The sequence below is a fragment of the Pseudomonas piscis genome, from assembly GCF_009380155.1.
Classification (GTDB): Bacteria; Pseudomonadota; Gammaproteobacteria; order Pseudomonadales; family Pseudomonadaceae; genus Aquipseudomonas; species Aquipseudomonas piscis.
In genome coordinates this window covers 1,335,992-1,351,451 of sequence record NZ_WHUV01000001.1, presented here as the reverse complement: position 1 = coordinate 1,351,451, position 15,460 = coordinate 1,335,992, and the positions used below count along the sequence as shown (strand labels likewise).

The 15,460-nt window shown below is 62.5% G+C and carries 16 protein-coding genes; 10 read left to right on the top strand and 6 right to left on the bottom strand.

What is annotated here, in order from left to right; all coding sequences use genetic code 11:
- Positions 1–51: 51 nt before the first annotated feature.
- Both flgG and GDH07_RS06435 read right to left on the bottom strand, forming a co-directional pair.
- Positions 52–837, bottom strand: coding sequence for a flagellar basal-body rod protein FlgG (gene flgG / locus GDH07_RS06440; RefSeq protein ID WP_152896947.1), 786 nt, complete (start codon positions 835–837; stop codon positions 52–54).
- Between the two features lie 45 nt (positions 838–882).
- Positions 883–1,623: a flagellar basal body rod protein FlgF gene (locus GDH07_RS06435; RefSeq protein ID WP_343038178.1), complete on the bottom strand. Its 741-nt coding sequence runs from the start codon at positions 1,621–1,623 to the stop codon at positions 883–885.
- A gap of 326 nt (positions 1,624–1,949) precedes the next feature.
- On the opposite strand from GDH07_RS06435, the gene GDH07_RS06430 reads away from it, so the two are divergent.
- Both GDH07_RS06430 and GDH07_RS06425 read left to right on the top strand, forming a co-directional pair.
- Positions 1,950–2,816 (top strand): phytanoyl-CoA dioxygenase family protein, encoded by an 867-nt coding sequence (locus tag GDH07_RS06430; protein WP_152896946.1) that lies wholly within the window; start codon positions 1,950–1,952, stop codon positions 2,814–2,816.
- Complete coding sequence (locus GDH07_RS06425; RefSeq protein ID WP_103324857.1) at positions 2,813–3,535, top strand: TylF/MycF/NovP-related O-methyltransferase; 723 nt, start codon at positions 2,813–2,815, stop codon at positions 3,533–3,535. The genes GDH07_RS06430 and GDH07_RS06425 overlap by 4 nt, the downstream gene beginning before the upstream one ends.
- 45 nt (positions 3,536–3,580) lie before the next feature.
- Here the strand turns inward: GDH07_RS06425 and GDH07_RS06420 are convergent, their stop codons facing one another.
- The gene (locus GDH07_RS06420; RefSeq protein ID WP_152896945.1) at positions 3,581–5,143 is read right to left on the bottom strand and encodes a sigma-54-dependent transcriptional regulator; all 1,563 of its coding nucleotides are present in this window, start codon (positions 5,141–5,143) and stop codon (positions 3,581–3,583) included.
- Between the two features lie 306 nt (positions 5,144–5,449).
- On the opposite strand from GDH07_RS06420, the gene phhA reads away from it, so the two are divergent.
- The 6 genes from phhA (at position 5,450) to GDH07_RS06395 (ending at position 9,887) form a co-directional block, all read left to right on the top strand.
- On the top strand, positions 5,450–6,241 hold the full coding sequence (gene phhA, locus GDH07_RS06415) for a phenylalanine 4-monooxygenase (protein WP_022643007.1): 792 nt from the start codon (positions 5,450–5,452) through the stop codon (positions 6,239–6,241).
- Between the two features lie 210 nt (positions 6,242–6,451).
- Entirely contained in the window at positions 6,452–6,808 is a 357-nt protein-coding gene (locus GDH07_RS06410; protein ID WP_007930096.1) for a 4a-hydroxytetrahydrobiopterin dehydratase, read from the top strand.
- Complete coding sequence (locus tag GDH07_RS06405) at positions 6,808–7,998, top strand: amino acid aminotransferase (protein ID WP_022643006.1); 1,191 nt, start codon at positions 6,808–6,810, stop codon at positions 7,996–7,998. The genes GDH07_RS06410 and GDH07_RS06405 overlap by 1 nt, the downstream gene beginning before the upstream one ends.
- Positions 7,999–8,188: 190 nt before the next feature.
- Positions 8,189–8,320, top strand: a complete 132-nt coding sequence (locus GDH07_RS32665) for a hypothetical protein (RefSeq protein ID WP_022643005.1) — start codon at positions 8,189–8,191, stop codon at positions 8,318–8,320.
- 77 nt (positions 8,321–8,397) lie between these two features.
- On the top strand, positions 8,398–8,580 hold the full coding sequence (locus GDH07_RS06400; RefSeq protein ID WP_022643004.1) for a hypothetical protein: 183 nt from the start codon (positions 8,398–8,400) through the stop codon (positions 8,578–8,580).
- A gap of 107 nt (positions 8,581–8,687) precedes the next feature.
- Positions 8,688–9,887, top strand: a complete 1,200-nt coding sequence (locus tag GDH07_RS06395) for an MFS transporter (protein WP_085595927.1) — start codon at positions 8,688–8,690, stop codon at positions 9,885–9,887.
- Here GDH07_RS06395 and arfB read toward each other — a convergent pair.
- Positions 9,884–10,297, bottom strand: a complete 414-nt coding sequence (gene arfB / locus GDH07_RS06390) for an alternative ribosome rescue aminoacyl-tRNA hydrolase ArfB (protein WP_022643002.1) — start codon at positions 10,295–10,297, stop codon at positions 9,884–9,886. The genes GDH07_RS06395 and arfB overlap by 4 nt on opposite strands.
- A gap of 114 nt (positions 10,298–10,411) precedes the next feature.
- Positions 10,412–11,833 carry an amino acid permease gene (locus tag GDH07_RS06385; RefSeq protein WP_022643001.1) on the bottom strand — a complete coding sequence of 474 codons (1,422 nt, stop codon included), beginning with the start codon at positions 11,831–11,833 and terminating at the stop codon, positions 10,412–10,414.
- Between the two features lie 1,024 nt (positions 11,834–12,857).
- On the opposite strand from GDH07_RS06385, the gene GDH07_RS32250 reads away from it, so the two are divergent.
- A complete protein-coding gene (locus GDH07_RS32250; RefSeq protein ID WP_022643000.1) occupies positions 12,858–12,995 on the top strand; it encodes a hypothetical protein in 138 nt (45 codons plus the stop codon).
- A 63-nt stretch (positions 12,996–13,058) separates the two neighbouring features.
- On the top strand, positions 13,059–14,024 hold the full coding sequence (locus tag GDH07_RS06380) for a M29 family metallopeptidase (RefSeq protein WP_053135133.1): 966 nt from the start codon (positions 13,059–13,061) through the stop codon (positions 14,022–14,024).
- A 77-nt stretch (positions 14,025–14,101) separates the two neighbouring features.
- On the opposite strand, the gene rluB is transcribed toward GDH07_RS06380, so the two are convergent.
- Complete coding sequence (rluB, locus tag GDH07_RS06375; RefSeq protein WP_152896944.1) at positions 14,102–15,283, bottom strand: 23S rRNA pseudouridine(2605) synthase RluB; 1,182 nt, start codon at positions 15,281–15,283, stop codon at positions 14,102–14,104.
- Positions 15,284–15,460: the final 177 nt, after the last annotated feature.

The window sequence follows — 15,460 nt, the reverse complement described above, 5'->3', positions numbered from 1 at the left end:
CCTCACGATGTTACCGGCACGTCATCGACTCATGACGGCCTCAAGACTTGATTACAGCTTCTGCGTTACGAACGACAGCATCTGGTCGGCGGTGGAGATCACCTTGGAGTTCATCTCGTAGGCCCGCTGGGTGGTGATCATGTTGACCATCTCTTCCACGGTACTGACGTTGGACGCTTCCAGGGTGTTCTGCAGCGTGGTGCCGAAGCCGTTCAGGCCCGGGGTACCAACCTGCGGCGCACCACTGGCGGCGGTCTCCAGGAACAGGTTATTGCCCAGCGCTTGCAGGCCTGCCGGGTTGATGAAGTCGGCGGTCTGCAGGTTGCCGATCACCTGGGACGCCGGGTTGCCGGCCACGGTGATGGAGACGGTGCCGTCGTTGCCCACAGTGAAGGTCTGCGCGTTGTCGGGTACGACGATTGCCGGCTCCAGGGCGAAACCATTGGCGGTGACGATCTGGCCATTGGAGTTCAGGTGGAACGTGCCGTCACGGGTATAGGAAGTAGTGCCATCGGGCTGCAGGATCTGGAAGAACCCACGACCGTTGATCGCCAGGTCCAGCGGCTGCTGGGTGGTCTGCAAGCTGCCGGCACTGAAGTTCTTCTGAGTGCCGACGATCCGCACGCCGGTACCGACCTGCAGGCCGGAGGGCAGTTCGCTGTCCTGGGTCGACTGGGCACCCGGCTGGCGCTTGATTTGGTACAGAAGGTCCTGGAACTCGGCACGGTCACGCTTGAAGCCCGTGGTCGAAACGTTCGCCAGGTTGTTGGAAATAACACTCAGGTTGGTGTCCTGGGCGGACAGACCGGTTTTGGCAACCCATAGAGCCGGAAGCATTCGATTCTCCTCACGCGCCTGTTTTACGGCGCTAGGTACTGGTAATTAGCTGATCTGCAAGACCCGAGCCATGGCCTGGTCGTCTTCTTTGGCGCTGTTCATCATCTTGACGTGCAGCTCGAACTGCCGGGACAAGGCCAGCACCGCGGTCATTTCTTCCACTGCATTGACGTTGCTCGACTCGAGGAAACCCGAGACCAACTGCACGTTGGCATCGGCCGCTGCTGGCTGCCCGTCCTTGGTCTTGATCGAGCCATCCAGGCCCTTGACCAGGTTGCGGGTATCCGGATTGACCAGCTTGATCCGGTCGACCTCGGCCATGACTCGCGGCCCCTCGCCCATGGCGCGAATGGTGATGGTGCCATCCTGGCCAACTTCGATCTTCTGCTCGGGCGGCACGGCGATAGGACCACCGTTACCCATCACCGGCATGCCGTTGCCGGCACGCAGAACCCCCAGCGCATCGACATTCAAGCTACCGGTACGCACGTAGCTCTCGCTGCCGTCGGGACTCTGCACGGCGATCCAGCCCCTGCCACTGACGGCCACGTCCAGGTCACGACCGGTCTCGACCAGCGAACCCTGGGAGAAATCCGTCGCCGGACGCTCGCTCATGGCAAACGCCCGTGCCGGAAAACTGTCACCAAATACCGGCATCGCGCGAGCCTGTTCCAGGTCACGCTGAAAACCGTTGGTGGAGATGTTCGCCAAATTGTTGGCATGGGCCTTTTGCGCCAGCGCGTTCTGGCTGGCGCCGGTCATCGCCACATAAAGGTACTTGTCCACTGTCGTTCCTCATCTGCCGGACGTTTGCCGCCCGCCGCTGTACTGGGCATGGCCTAAGCAATTTCTGCACCAACTTTTATTTCTAGCGGCGCACTCCATGCTGGCCGGGACTCTGGCGCAAATCAGGTGGTTACGGAGGGAAATCCCAGAGACGAAAAAACGGCGGACTTATGCCGCTACCGGCAAGGCCGGGTCGCACCTTGGACAATTCCATGGCCGCAGGATTTTGAGAACGGATCTTGCTAGGGATAGCGTCCGGCCATCGCGACTTCAGTTTACGCAGGGATGGCCGACACTCTAGCCAGTGACCGCCAAGGAGAACCGCTTTGAACCTGCATCTCAATCAGCTGAGCAAGACAGCTGACTTCAAGCAAGCCATCTATTCAGGAGACATCTTCCTGGATACCCAGCTGGCTACCGCCAAGGAACTATGCGAATTCGCCAAGGAAAACATCACCGCGGCCTTCGACGGCGAGAAGAACCACCAAGCCCTGCACACCATGATGCCGGTGGAAGAATTCGTCACCCGGGTCACCCGCCTCAAGGGCCAGTTCACCAATAGCCAGCGCGTCAAGGAATTGATCCTCGGCTTCATCCACGAAGTCGGCATCGATCCGCGCGAATACATCTTCGACGTGCCACGCCTGCGTGTGGTGCCCAACTACGACTACCTGCACGCCGGCGTCAGCTACGCCTACAAACCCCACCGTGACAGCTGGTACGGCAGCGTCGACTGCCAGATCAACACCTGGATGCCGGTCTACAGCATCACCCCGGACCAGACCATGATGATCAACCCGAGCTATTTCGATAAGCCGGTACCCAATACGTCAAAGGACTGGAGCCTCAAGGACTGGATCAGCAACCAGCGCCACAAGGCCAAGGACAACCTGACCGAGGAGGTACGGGTGCACCCGGTACCCCTGGGCGAAATCGACGCCTCATCGGAGATCCGCATCGCCGGCAACTGCGGCGAGATGCTGGTCTTCTCCGGCTCGCACCTGCACGGTACCGTCGCCAACCGCACCGACCGCACGCGCTTCAGCGTGGATTTCCGCCTGATGCACCTGGACGACCTGAAACACAATCGCGGAGCCCCCAACGTCGACAGCGCCTGCCCAGACGTCGGCTCCGGCTTCAAAGACTATTTCCACGCCCACGACTTCTCGAATTTCCAAGGATTCCACCCATGACCAAACGTCGCCTCACCCCCGCCGAAGCCGAATACAACGCCACCCGCGCCGGGGTTCTCAAACGGGTCGACGCCGAGTACGTCGCCGACGCGCCGTTCGTGTTTGCCAACCGCATCAACGTCACTGCGGCGCTGTCGCGCATGGAACTGTTCAAGAAAGTCATGGACGTCCCCGGCGCGATCATCGAGTGCGGTGTGTACAAGGGCAATTCGCTGATGCTCTACATGCACCTGTCGATGATCCTCGAGCCCTATGCGATCAACCGCTCCATCGTCGGCTTCGACACTTTCGAAGGCTTCACCAGCATCAACAAGGATGAAGACCCGGCCGACATCAACGAGACCATGTTCTCCGACACCGACCAGTCGCTGATCCAGGACATGATCGACGCCAACGACCTGCTGCGCCCGGTCAATCGGATCCCTCGCTGCGAGCTGGTCAAGGGCGACATCTGCAAGACCGCGCCGGAGTTCGTCAAGTCGCGCCCAGACCTGGTGGTGGCCATGCTGATCCTCGACACCGACCTGTACGAACCGACCAAGGTAGCCCTGGAAACTTTCCTGCCCTACATGCCCAAGGGCGCCATCGTGGTGCTCGACGAAGTCGCCTATCGCAACTTCCCGGGCGAGACCAAGGCCCTGCGTGAAGTGTTCGACATGAACAAGATCGAACTCAAGCGCCTGCCGTTCGACTCCTGCGTCGGCTACTTCCACATCTGAAGCCCGACCTGCCCCATGAAAAAGCCCCGCTACAGCGGGGCTTTTTCATTCCTGGCAATCCTTGCCGACCTCGTACTGGCGCAGTTTGTTGGCGATGGTGGTATGGGACACTCCCAGGCGCTTGCCCAACTGCCGGCTGCTGGGAAATTCGGCGTAAAGGCTTTCGAGCACGGCTTTCTCGAAGCGCCCGACGATCTGCTCCAGCCCGCCGTCCAGGGAAAACTCGCCAAGAGGCTGGCGCGCGCCATAGTCCGGCAAGCGGATGTGCTCGGCCTTGACCATGCCGCCATCGCACAACGACACCGCCTGGAACAGTACGTTTTCCAACTGCCGGACGTTGCCTGGCCAATGGTAGTGACTGAGCCGCTCCATGGCCGCCGGCGCCAGCTGCGGCAAGGGGCAGCCGATCTGCCGGCTGGCCTGGTCGAGAAAGTGCTCCACCAGGGGCCCGAGGCCATCCAGGCACTCGCGCAGCGGCGGAATGTGCAGGGACAGTACATTGAGCCGATGGTAGAGATCCTGGCGGAACTCACCACGGGCACAAAGCTCGGAAAGATCCAGCTGGGTGGCGCAGATCACCCGCACATCCAGGTACACCTCTTCGTCGCTGCCGACCCGGCGGAAACAGCCGTCCTGCAAAAAGCGCAGCAACTTGACCTGCAACCGCGGGCTCATTTCCCCCACGCCATCGAGGAACAGGGTACCGCCCGCCGTCAACTCCAGCAGGCCCAGCTTGCCTTCCGCCCGCGCACCTTCGAACGCCCCGGGGCCGTAACCGAACAGTTCGGTTTCGGCCATGGATTCAGGCAACCCGGCGCAGTTCAGCGCCATCAACGGCGACTGGCCGCGCGGGCTGGCCAGGTGGCAGGCGCGGGCCAGCAGCTCCTTGCCGGTACCGGTTTCCCCTTCGATCAGCAGGGGCGCGTCCAGGGGCGCCATGCGCCGCGCCTCACGCACCACCGCAGCCATCACCTTGGAGCTCTGGAAGATACTGTCGAAGCCGCGCAGCTCCTGCTTGCGCACGTTGTAGATGCGCTCGCCGACCCGGTCCGCGCGGTGCAGGGTCAGCACCGCGCCGGCCATGGCCTCGCTGTCGTCATGCTCGGACTGCAAGGGCGCGATATCCGCCAGGAATACGTCGCCCTTGACCTTGACCCGCAATCCGTTGATCCGCGACTTGTTGGCCCGCACCAGCTCCGGCAGGTCGAAATCCTCGGCATAGCGCGACAACGGGATGCCCGGTACCTCGTCCACCCGCACCCCCAGCAACTGGGCGGCGGCGCGGTTGGCAGCGACGATGGAACCGCCCATGTCAATGGACAGTACGGGAAAATCCAGGGCCCCCAGCAGCGCATTGAGCTCCATGTGCCGGCGCTCGCTGGGCATCAGCCCGACACGCTTGACCCCGAACACCCCGGCGATGGATTCGAACTTGGGCCGCAGGGCCTGGAACTGCAGGTTGATCAGGTTCGGGCAGTGCAGATAGATGGCGTTGCCATGCTCGCCGCCCACTTCGCCCCGAGCAACGTTGATGCCGTACTCCACCAGCAGATTGAGGATGTCCCGCAGGATGCCGATACGGTTCTGGCAGTGAACCTTGATGCGCATGGAATAAAGGCCCGAAAGGAAATATGGAGGGCATAAACGCCGACGAGCGACGCTTTTGGCGCCATGGCCAGCAAAGTTTCTGCTGGATGCCGCAGATAATCGTCAAGATTATGTGACAGCTTCCGCTATTTTCAAATGGTTCATCCCCAACAATGCAGGGCCTTGGCCATATTCGTAACGATAACTTTACGACAAGTCCCTTCAAAGTCGCCCCTTCAACCACCGCCACCTGCTGCAAAGCGTCGCACCCTGGCGTATCACTGGGGTCATTCATAACAAGAACGCATCCCCTGGCAGGAGAGCAGCATGAAGCAGACGCAGTACGTGGCCCGCGAGCCCGACGCGCAAGGTTTTATCGACTATCCACCCGAAGAACACGCGGTGTGGAACACCCTGATCACTCGCCAGTTGAAAGTGATCGAGGGCCGTGCGTGCCAGGAATACCTGGACGGCATCGAGAAGCTGGGACTGCCCCACGATCGCATTCCGCAACTCGGCGAAATAAACAAGGTCCTGGGCGAAACCACCGGCTGGCAAGTGGCCCGGGTCCCGGCGCTGATTCCTTTCCAGACCTTTTTCGAACTGCTGGCCAGCAAGCGCTTCCCTGTCGCGACCTTCATCCGTACCCGCGAAGAACTGGACTACCTGCAGGAACCGGACATCTTCCACGAGATCTTCGGCCACTGCCCGCTGCTGACCAACCCCTGGTTCGCCGAGTTCACCCACACCTACGGCAAGCTCGGCTTGCAAGCCACCAAGGAAGAACGGGTATACCTGGCCCGCCTGTACTGGATGACCATCGAGTTCGGCCTGGTGGAGACCCCAGCCGGCCGGCGCATCTATGGCGGCGGCATCCTGTCTTCGCCCAAGGAGACCGTCTACAGCCTGTCCGGGGAACCGGAGCACCAGGCTTTCGATCCGCTGGAGGCCATGCGCACGCCGTATCGCATCGACATCCTGCAGCCGATCTACTTCGTCCTGCCGGAGCTCAAGCGCCTGTTCGACCTGGCCCATGAAGACATCATGGCCCTGGTCCACCAGGGCATGCAGCTGGGCCTGCACGCACCCAAGTTTCCGCCAAAACCCAAGGCGGCCTGAGCGGCCCGCACTCGCGAGCCGCTGCGAAAGATAGTAACGTCCACGGGCTGCGCGAAATCTCACGAGCGCAGGCAATCCCGCCTGGGACAGGTGGCAAATGGCGGTCCGGCCAGTTCGGACCGACACTTTTCGCCGACACCCGGAAGAGATTGCCCAGCGCAGCAGTTTTCCCCAGCCCGCCCCAACAAGAATCGATTTCGGGAATACACCATGACCGCTCTGAACCAAGCCCACTGCGAAGCCTGCCGCGCCGATGCCCCTCAGGTCAGCGACGAAGAACTGCCGGTGCTGATCAAGCAGATCCCTGACTGGAACATCGAAGTTCGCGACGGCGTGATGCAGCTGGAAAAAGTCTTCCTGTTCAAGAACTTCAAGTTCGCCCTGGCCTTCACCAACGCCATGGGCGAGATCTCCGAGGCCGAAGGCCACCACCCGGGCCTGCTGACCGAATGGGGCAAGGTGACCGTGACCTGGTGGAGCCACTCCATCAAGGGCCTGCACCGCAACGACTTCATCATGGCCGCCCGCACCGACGAAGTGGCCAAGACCGCAGAAGGACGCAAGTAATGCATTTCGACGCAATCGGTCGTGTGCCTGGCGACCCGATTCTCGGCCTGATGGGGGCCTACGCCAGCGACCCCAACCCGCGCAAGTTCGACCTGGGCGTGGGGGTCTACAAGGACTCCCAGGGCCTGACGCCGATCCCGCGTTCGGTGAAACTGGCCGAACAGCGCCTGGTGGAGAGCCAGGACACCAAGATCTACATCGGCGGCCACGGCGACGCGGCCTTCGGCAAGGTGATCAATGAACTGGTGCTGGGCAGCGCTTCGCCGCTCATCGCCCAGCAACGCGCCGGGGCTACCCAGACCCCAGGCGGTACTGGCGCCCTGCGCCTGAGCGCTGACTTCATCGCCCACTGCCTGCCGGGCCGTGGCGTGTGGCTGAGCGATCCGACCTGGCCGATCCACGAGACCATCTTCGCCGCGGCCGGGGTCAAGGTCAGCCACTACCCCTACGTGGGCAGTGACAACCGCCTGGATGTGGAGGCCATGCTGGCGGCCCTGAACCAGGTGCCGGAAGGCGACGTGGTGCTGTTGCACGCCTGCTGCCACAACCCCACCGGCTTCGACCTGAGCCAGGCCGACTGGCAACGGGTGCTGGAGGTGGTGCGCAGCCGCAAGCTGCTGCCGCTGATCGACTTCGCCTACCAGGGCTTCGGCGATGGCCTGGAGCAGGATGCCTGGGCCGTCCGGCTGTTCGCCGCCGAGCTGCCGGAAGTGCTGATCACCAGTTCCTGCTCGAAGAACTTCGGCCTGTATCGCGACCGCACCGGCGCCCTGATCGTCTGCACCCAGGATGCCGAGAAGCTGCTGGATGTGCGCAGCCAACTGGCGCACATCGCTCGCAACCTGTGGTCCACGCCACCGGACCACGGTGCCGCCGTGGTAGCGACCATCCTCGGCGATGCGCAGCTCAAGAGCCTCTGGAGCGACGAAGTGGAAGCCATGCGCCTGCGCATCGCGCAACTGCGTGCCGGCCTGGTGCAAGCCCTGCAACCCTATGGCCTGGCCGAGCGCTTCGCCCATATCGGCGTGCAACGCGGGATGTTCTCCTATACCGGCCTGAGCCCCGCCCAGGTCCAGGAACTGCGTGAACACCACAGCGTGTACATGGTCAGTTCGGGCCGCGCCAACGTGGCCGGGATCGACGCCAGCCGCCTGGATCAGCTGGCCGAAGCCATCGCCCGGGTCGTCTAGCCAAGGGCTTGCCGACGAGGATGGCCCTGGCGCCTCCTCGTCGGCGATCGGCCCTCGATGAACACCCTTTCATCCTGAAAAGTGCGATAAAAATCTTTTTGTCATTTCCAGTGCTGTATCCTGCCCAGGCTTTTTAAAAGCGCGGACCTACCCAGCGATTTAAAAAACAGACTTTGCGAGGAGCAACGATATGCACGAGATCCCGAATCTCCCCTTCCCGAGCCTGCACGAAACTGAGCAGACAACCCCGCCGCAAACCAGCGCCGAACAGCCTGCTGCGAAAGAAGCCGCCGACAGCCGCAAGGCCGACAGCGAAGACTGAAGAAGCTGTAGCCAGACAGTGTGGAAAGCGCTACTCAAGCGCTTTCCACACCGCCTGAACCCTCTCCCGAGCCCTCGATGACCGATACCTTCGACGAAACCCAGGCCAACGCACTGATTGGCACCACGCAGCAGATGATCGAGGTATGGAACCGCCTCACCCCGGAAAAACAAGCCGCCCTGCTGGCTCGTTTCGGTACCCGGGAAAACGCCCTCGCCGCCCTGGTCACCACTCGCCTGCTGGGCAGCCAGGACACCTGAGCTTGTACCCGAGCCCATGGGGCACATCGATTTCTTCCCCTGCACCCGCCCTTGCACCGGTATCATGAGCAGCCTATCTATCTAGCTGCAGTAGCGGACCCCTTCCCATGCCAGATACCCAGCGCCCCTTGGCGGTCACGCTGCAAGTCGTTTCCATTGTCCTGTTCACCTTCATCGGCTACCTGAATATCGGCATCCCCCTGGCGGTGCTTCCCGGCTACGTCCATAGCGACCTGGGCTTCGGCGCGGTGATCGCCGGCCTGGTGATCAGCGTGCAATACCTGGCCACCCTCCTCAGCCGCCCTTACGCCGGGCGCATCATCGACAACCAGGGCAGCAAGCGCGCGGTGATGTACGGCCTCGTGGGCTGCGGCCTGAGCGGCGTGTTCATGCTGGCTTCGGCCTGGCTGCAAGCATGGCCGGTCCTGAGCCTGGCCAGCCTGCTGCTGGGGCGCCTGGTACTGGGCAGCGCGGAAAGCCTGGTGGGTTCGGGCTCCATCGGCTGGGGCATCGGCCGGGTCGGCGCGCAGAATACCGCCAAGGTGATTTCCTGGAATGGCATCGCCAGCTACGGCGCACTGGCCATCGGCGCGCCCCTGGGCGTGATGCTGGTCGACCGCCTGGGGCTGTGGAGCATGGGCGTGAGCATCATCCTGCTGGCCGTGCTGGGCCTGCTGCTGGCCTGGCCCAAGGTCGCCGCGCCCATCGTCGCCGGCGAACGCCTGCCGTTCATCCACGTGCTGGGCAAGGTCTTCCCCCATGGCTGCGGGCTGGCCCTGGGCTCCATCGGCTTTGGCACCATCGCCACCTTCATCACCCTCTACTACGCCACCCGGGACTGGTCCAACGCAGTGCTGGCCCTGAGCCTGTTCGGCGCCAGCTTCATCGGTGCGCGGCTGCTGTTCGGCAACCTGATCAACCGTCTCGGCGGCTTTCGCGTGGCGATCGCCTGCCTGTCGGTGGAGACCCTGGGACTGTTGCTGCTGTGGCTGGCCAGCGACGCCCACTGGGCCCTGGCCGGCGCGGCGCTGAGCGGCTTCGGGTTCTCCCTGGTATTCCCGGCCCTGGGCGTCGAGGCGGTGAACCTGGTGCCCGCCTCCAGCCGAGGCGCGGCGGTCGGTGCCTATTCGCTGTTCGTCGACCTGTCGCTGGGCATCACCGGGCCGCTGGCCGGGGCGATCGCCGCCAGCACAGGCTTTGCCTCGATCTTCCTGTTCGCCGCCCTGGCCTCTTGCAGCGGGCTGTTGCTGAGCCTGTACCTGTATCGCCAGGCACCACGACAGCGCCAGGACCGTAGCGCGACCTAGAAATCCACCTTGCCGCGCCCGGCCTTGATGTTGCCCCGCTTGGCCTTGCCTTCCAGGCGACGCTTCTGCGACCCCAGGGTCGGTTTGGTCGGGCGGCGCTTCTTCTGCACCTTGATGGCGCCCTGGATCAACTCCACCAGGCGCAACAGCGCATCGGCGCGGTTCTGCTCCTGGGTGCGGTATTGCTGGGCCTTGAGAATCACCACCCCGTCGCTGGTGATCCGGCTGTCACTCAGCGCCAGCAGGCGCTCCTTGTAGAAGGGCGGCAGGGATGAGGCGGGAATGTCGAAGCGCAAGTGCACGGCGCTGGACACCTTGTTGACGTTCTGCCCACCGGCGCCCTGGGCGCGAATGGCAGTCAGCTCGATCTCGGCATCGGGCAGATGCACGTTGTTGGAAATCACCAGCATGGAACAGGAATCCTTTTTAGCGGCCCACAGGATACGCCCATTCCCCCGCCATTGCGCCGGAGCCAGAAATGACAAACCCGGCCGATGCCGGGTCTGTCGAGGCAGCGAGGGCGCTTATTTCAGCGCGGAACCGGCGGCCTGCAGCGGCTGCTGGGCAGCACGCTTGTTCTTGATGCTATAGCAAACCCACATGAAGACCAGCCACACCGGAATCGCGTACACCGAAACCTGGATGCCGGGGATCATCAGCATGATGCCCAGGATGAACACCACGAACGCCAGGCAGATGTAGTTGCCATAGGGATACCACAGGGCCTTGAACAGCGAGGTCTGGCCTGTGCGGTCCATGTGCTGGCGGAACTTGAAGTGCGAGTAGCTGATCATCGCCCAGTTGATCACCAGGGTCGCCACCACCAGGGACATCAGCAGCTCCAGGGCATGCTGCGGGATCAGGTAGTTGAGCACCACCGCGACGAATGTCACCACCGCCGAGGCGAGGATCGAACGCACCGGCACGCCGCGCTTGTCGATCTTGGCCAGGCTCCGCGGGGCATCGCCCTGCTCGGCCATGCCCAGCAGCATGCGGCTGTTGCAATAGGTGCCGCTGTTGTACACCGACAGCGCCGCGGTCAGGACCACGAAGTTGAGGATGTGCGCCGCGGTGTTGCTGCCCAGCATCGAGAACACCTGGACGAACGGGCTGCCGCTATAGGCATCGCCGGAAGCGTTGAGGGTAGTCAGCAGGGAATCCCAGGGAGTCAGCGACAGCAGCACCACCAGGGCACCGATGTAAAAGATCAGGATGCGGTAGATCACCTGGTTGATCGCCTTGGGGATCACGGTCTTCGGCTTGTCGGCCTCGGCCGCGGTGAAACCGAGCATCTCCAGGCCACCGAAGGAAAACATGATGATCGCCATGGCCATCACCAGGCCGCTGACACCATTGGGGAAGAAGCCGCCATGGGACCACAGGTTGCTCACCGACGCCTGCGGGCCGCCATGGCCGCTGACCAGCAGGTAGCTGCCCAGGGCGATCATGCCGACGATCGCCGCCACCTTGATGATGGCGAACCAGAACTCGGCCTCGCCGAAGACCTTGACGTTGGCCAGGTTGATGGCGTTGATCAGGACGAAGAACGCGGCTGCCGAGGCCCAGGTCGGGACGTCCGGCCACCAGTAGTGGATGTACTTGCCGACCGCGGTCAGCTCCGACATGCCCACCAGGATATAGAGGATCCAGCAGTTCCAGCCGGAGAGGAAACCAGCGAAGCCGCCCCAGTACTTGTGGGCGAAGTGGCTGAAGGAACCGGCTACCGGCTCCTCGACGATCATCTCGCCCAGTTGGCGCATGATCATGAAGGCGATGAAGCCGCAAATGGCGTAGCCGAGGATCATCGCCGGCCCGGCGGACTTGAGCACCCCGGCCGACCCCAGGAACAAGCCAGTACCGATTGCGCCACCCAGGGCGATCAACTGGATATGGCGATTTTTCAGGCCGCGTTTCAGCTCGCCTGACTGCGAGTTTTGTCCACTCATGAAAACTTTCTCACGCAAGGTTTGATGATATTTGCAGACGTTGCCGCCCGGTGAAGGCTTAAGCGGCGCGGATCAAACCCCAGCGCAGGCACCAGAAGTTCAGCGTTTTTTTAACGGTCATGCGTCACCTGTTTGTTTTTATCTGTGACGAAATCGAACCCATCACGCTCGTGACGCGACGGAATGAACAAGGTGGATAACCTTGAGTTATTGGTTCTGTGCAGGTGTTTCCAGGGCTATGCAGGCAGGCTGGAAACCGCTGTCCAGACGCAAAATGCGCGGGTACGCAGTGGGGTCACAGTTAAAACGCCGGGCATTGTACACCCCTGACCCCCTGCCGCCAGACATCGCTGTATCAGCGTGCCGGTAACCGGGATCTTGCGTGGCCTGCTCGATGCTCGGCATCGGCGGCGAAAAATGAGACGGACCGAGTGGGGTCGTCGATGGAAAAGCGACGGTCGACGCTCTTCGAAGGGGATCGATGGAAGTCGGTTACGGCGTTCATTGCGCCTCCTTCTTGTTATGCACCTGTACGCAGGCAGGTGTACATCTCACCTGCCCGAGGGGCCTGGAACAAGCGGGCCAGAGCCCTTGGCGGACCATGACGGGCGGCCCTGCGGAAGATTTTCCTTACAGGCGCAGAGCGATCTCCTATCCACGGGGCAAAGCGCCGCATTTCGTAAACAATCCTTTACAAGCCGTAACGTAGATTTGCCATTCCGCTACCAGGCCTGGACCGACTGCAAATTGACGCTAGTGCGCCCGAGCCGAGAGAAGTTGCCTAGGATTCTGTTTTCCGGGGTGAATTTTTCCAGGAGAAATAGAAAATAAAGTTCATCAGAAAATAATCTAATTATTTTTTTGCACTTCAAAACACCCTGGTCTAGGTTTCCAGCCACTTGCCGGCTCAGTCACCCGGCAAGCTCGAGGAACGAATGGGCGGCTTCGGCAACCATCCCGTTCACTGCTGTCGATCCGTTCCACCAATGGACTGCCAAGCGCAATGTCATTCAGGAGAAGCACCATGCAAGCACTGGAACAAGAGCTGGAAACCGAACTGCAACTGGACGACTGGTTCGAAGCTGCAACCCACGATGCGGCCGTGGAAATGATGCAAGCCGATGCCGTGGTGCCGTTCGGCACCGCCATGTGGCCGATGTAAGACGTCCGCGGACCGGAGCAGGCCCTGCCTGTTCCGGTCATCTTTGTCCTACAGGGAGGTTTTATGGACCAGACTCGCGCCATCCGTCATTTCCTGTACTACCTGGAACGGCACCCGGCCCTCAACGGCCTGGCAACCGCCAAGGTACTGATCGGCCATACCGCCGAGTACCAGGCCATGACCCTGGCCATCATCGAACAAGCCCGCCAGGCCACGCCGCTGACCATCAGTGCCCTGCGCCTGGACCTGGAGCCGGCCGAGAACCTCGTCCGGGCCATCACCGAATGTGACCTGTACATTTTTTTCTACGACTCCTCGACCCTGCCCCAGCCGCGCCCCGACGGTCCGGAGTTCCTCCGTCCGCTCCATGGACTGATGGCCGAGCACTGGAAGAAATCCTTGCTGTTCAAGGACTACGGCGAGTACTTCTACGACACCTTCAGCGTCGAACCCCAGCGAATCGCCGACCTCAACGCAACCCTGATCCGCCGCCTGTCCCAGGCCAGCATCCTGAGCTTCAGCGACCCCCTGGGGTCGTACTTCGAGGCGCCACTTCACACGGTGAAGAAGTGGACGGATATCAATGGCGTGGGCAACTACGACCTGGCGCCGGGCGAGATCGCCACCCACAGCGACGAGATCAATGGCCATGTGAAGTTCCTCGGCACCTTCCTCAGCACCATCCCCTTCGCCCGTAAATACGGGGTCCTGCAGGTGCCGCTGGAGCTGTGGATCGAGAACTCGAGCATCCGCCAAGTGGCGAGCCAGGTGCCCGGCCTGGTCAACGACTTCAACAAGTACCTGGATGCCAACCCATCGAACCGGCGCATCGAGGAACTGGGTATCGGCACCAACGAAGGCATCAAGTCGCTGTATGGGCGCAACTCCGGTTTCGAAGAACGCCATTGCGGGCTGCACCTGGGCCTGGGCGGTGGCGCCAAGGGTAGCCACCACCTGGACCTGATCTTCAGCTCCGGGGTACTGGCAGCGGACCGCAAGCCGGTATTCAACGGTCAGTTCGCCTTCTAGCTCGGCAAAACCGGCCAGGATTGCAGGCAAAAAAAACGCCAACCCTAAGGTTGGCGTTGTTTCATTCCGGGATGGGCTTATTCCGGCTTGCGTCGACCGAAACCCGGACGCTGGCCGCCACCGGCTGGAGCGCCACGGCGCTTGCCCGACGGCGCATCCTGGTCCAGGCCTGGGCTTGGGCGCTTGGACTTCGGCGCAGGACGCTTGGTATCCGCCGGACGTTCGGCCACCGGAGTTCCACGGCCGGCTGCCGGGCGCGGGGCCCGTGGAGCGCGCTCGCCATCCTGGCGGCCAGCCGGCTTGCGGCCAGGGCGTTCGGCTTCCAGTTGCGGTTCGCGCGGGGCACGCGGGGCGACCGGGGCACCATTGGCCGGGCGCAGGGTACGCACACGCTCGCCCTTGGCCATCGGCCGCGAGGATTTGCGCTGCATGCGCTCCAGCCGGTCCTTGGACTTGGCATTGAGCTGCGGCATGGCTACCGGCGTCAGGCCGACTTCGGCGCTGAGCACATCGACTTCGTACTGGCTCATTTCGCGCCAGCGGCCCATGGGCAGGTCGGAGTTGAGGAACACCGGGCCGAAACGCACGCGCTTCAGGCGGCTGACCACCAGGCCCTGGGATTCCCACAGGCGGCGCACTTCACGGTTGCGACCTTCCATCACCACGCAGTGGTACCAGTGGTTGAAGCCTTCGCCGCCGGGAGCTTGCTGGATATCGGTGAACTTGGCCGGGCCGTCTTCGAGCATGACACCCGCCTTGAGGCGCTCGATCATCTCGTCATCCACCTCGCCACGCACCCGTACCGCGTATTCACGGTCCATCTCGAAAGAGGGGTGCATCAGGCGGTTGGCCAGTTCGCCGTCGGTGGTGAACATCAGCAGGCCGGTGGTGTTGATGTCCAGGCGGCCGATATTGATCCAGCGGCCTTCGCGCGGGCGCGGCAACTTGTCGAATACGGTCGGGCGGCCTTCCGGGTCGTCGCGGGTGCAGATCTCGCCGTCGGGCTTGTTGTACATGATCACGCGGCGCACCGACTCGGCGGCCTCTTCGCGCTTGACCACCTTGCCATCGATGGAAATGGCATCGTGCAGGTCGACGCGCAGGCCCAGGGTGGCCTCCACGCCGTTGACCTTGATCCGGCCCTGGCTGATCCAGGTCTCGACGTCGCGGCGCGAGCCGACGCCGATGCGGGCGAGGACTTTCTGCAGCTTCTCGCCGGCTGGACGGATTTCCTGGTCGTTCTGGTCTTTGTCGCTCATCTGGGCACCTCCCGGTGTGTCGCTTCAGGCCGAGCAGCCTGAAGGCATGGAAACAGGTTCTATGGCGATGGGCTCGCCAAAAGGTGGCGAATCATACGCTGATGGCGGCCGTTGCGCATCACAGACTAGTCGATCATCGGCCATCGTGGCGCTTTTCCGCTGGCCGGCGGCCGCGCG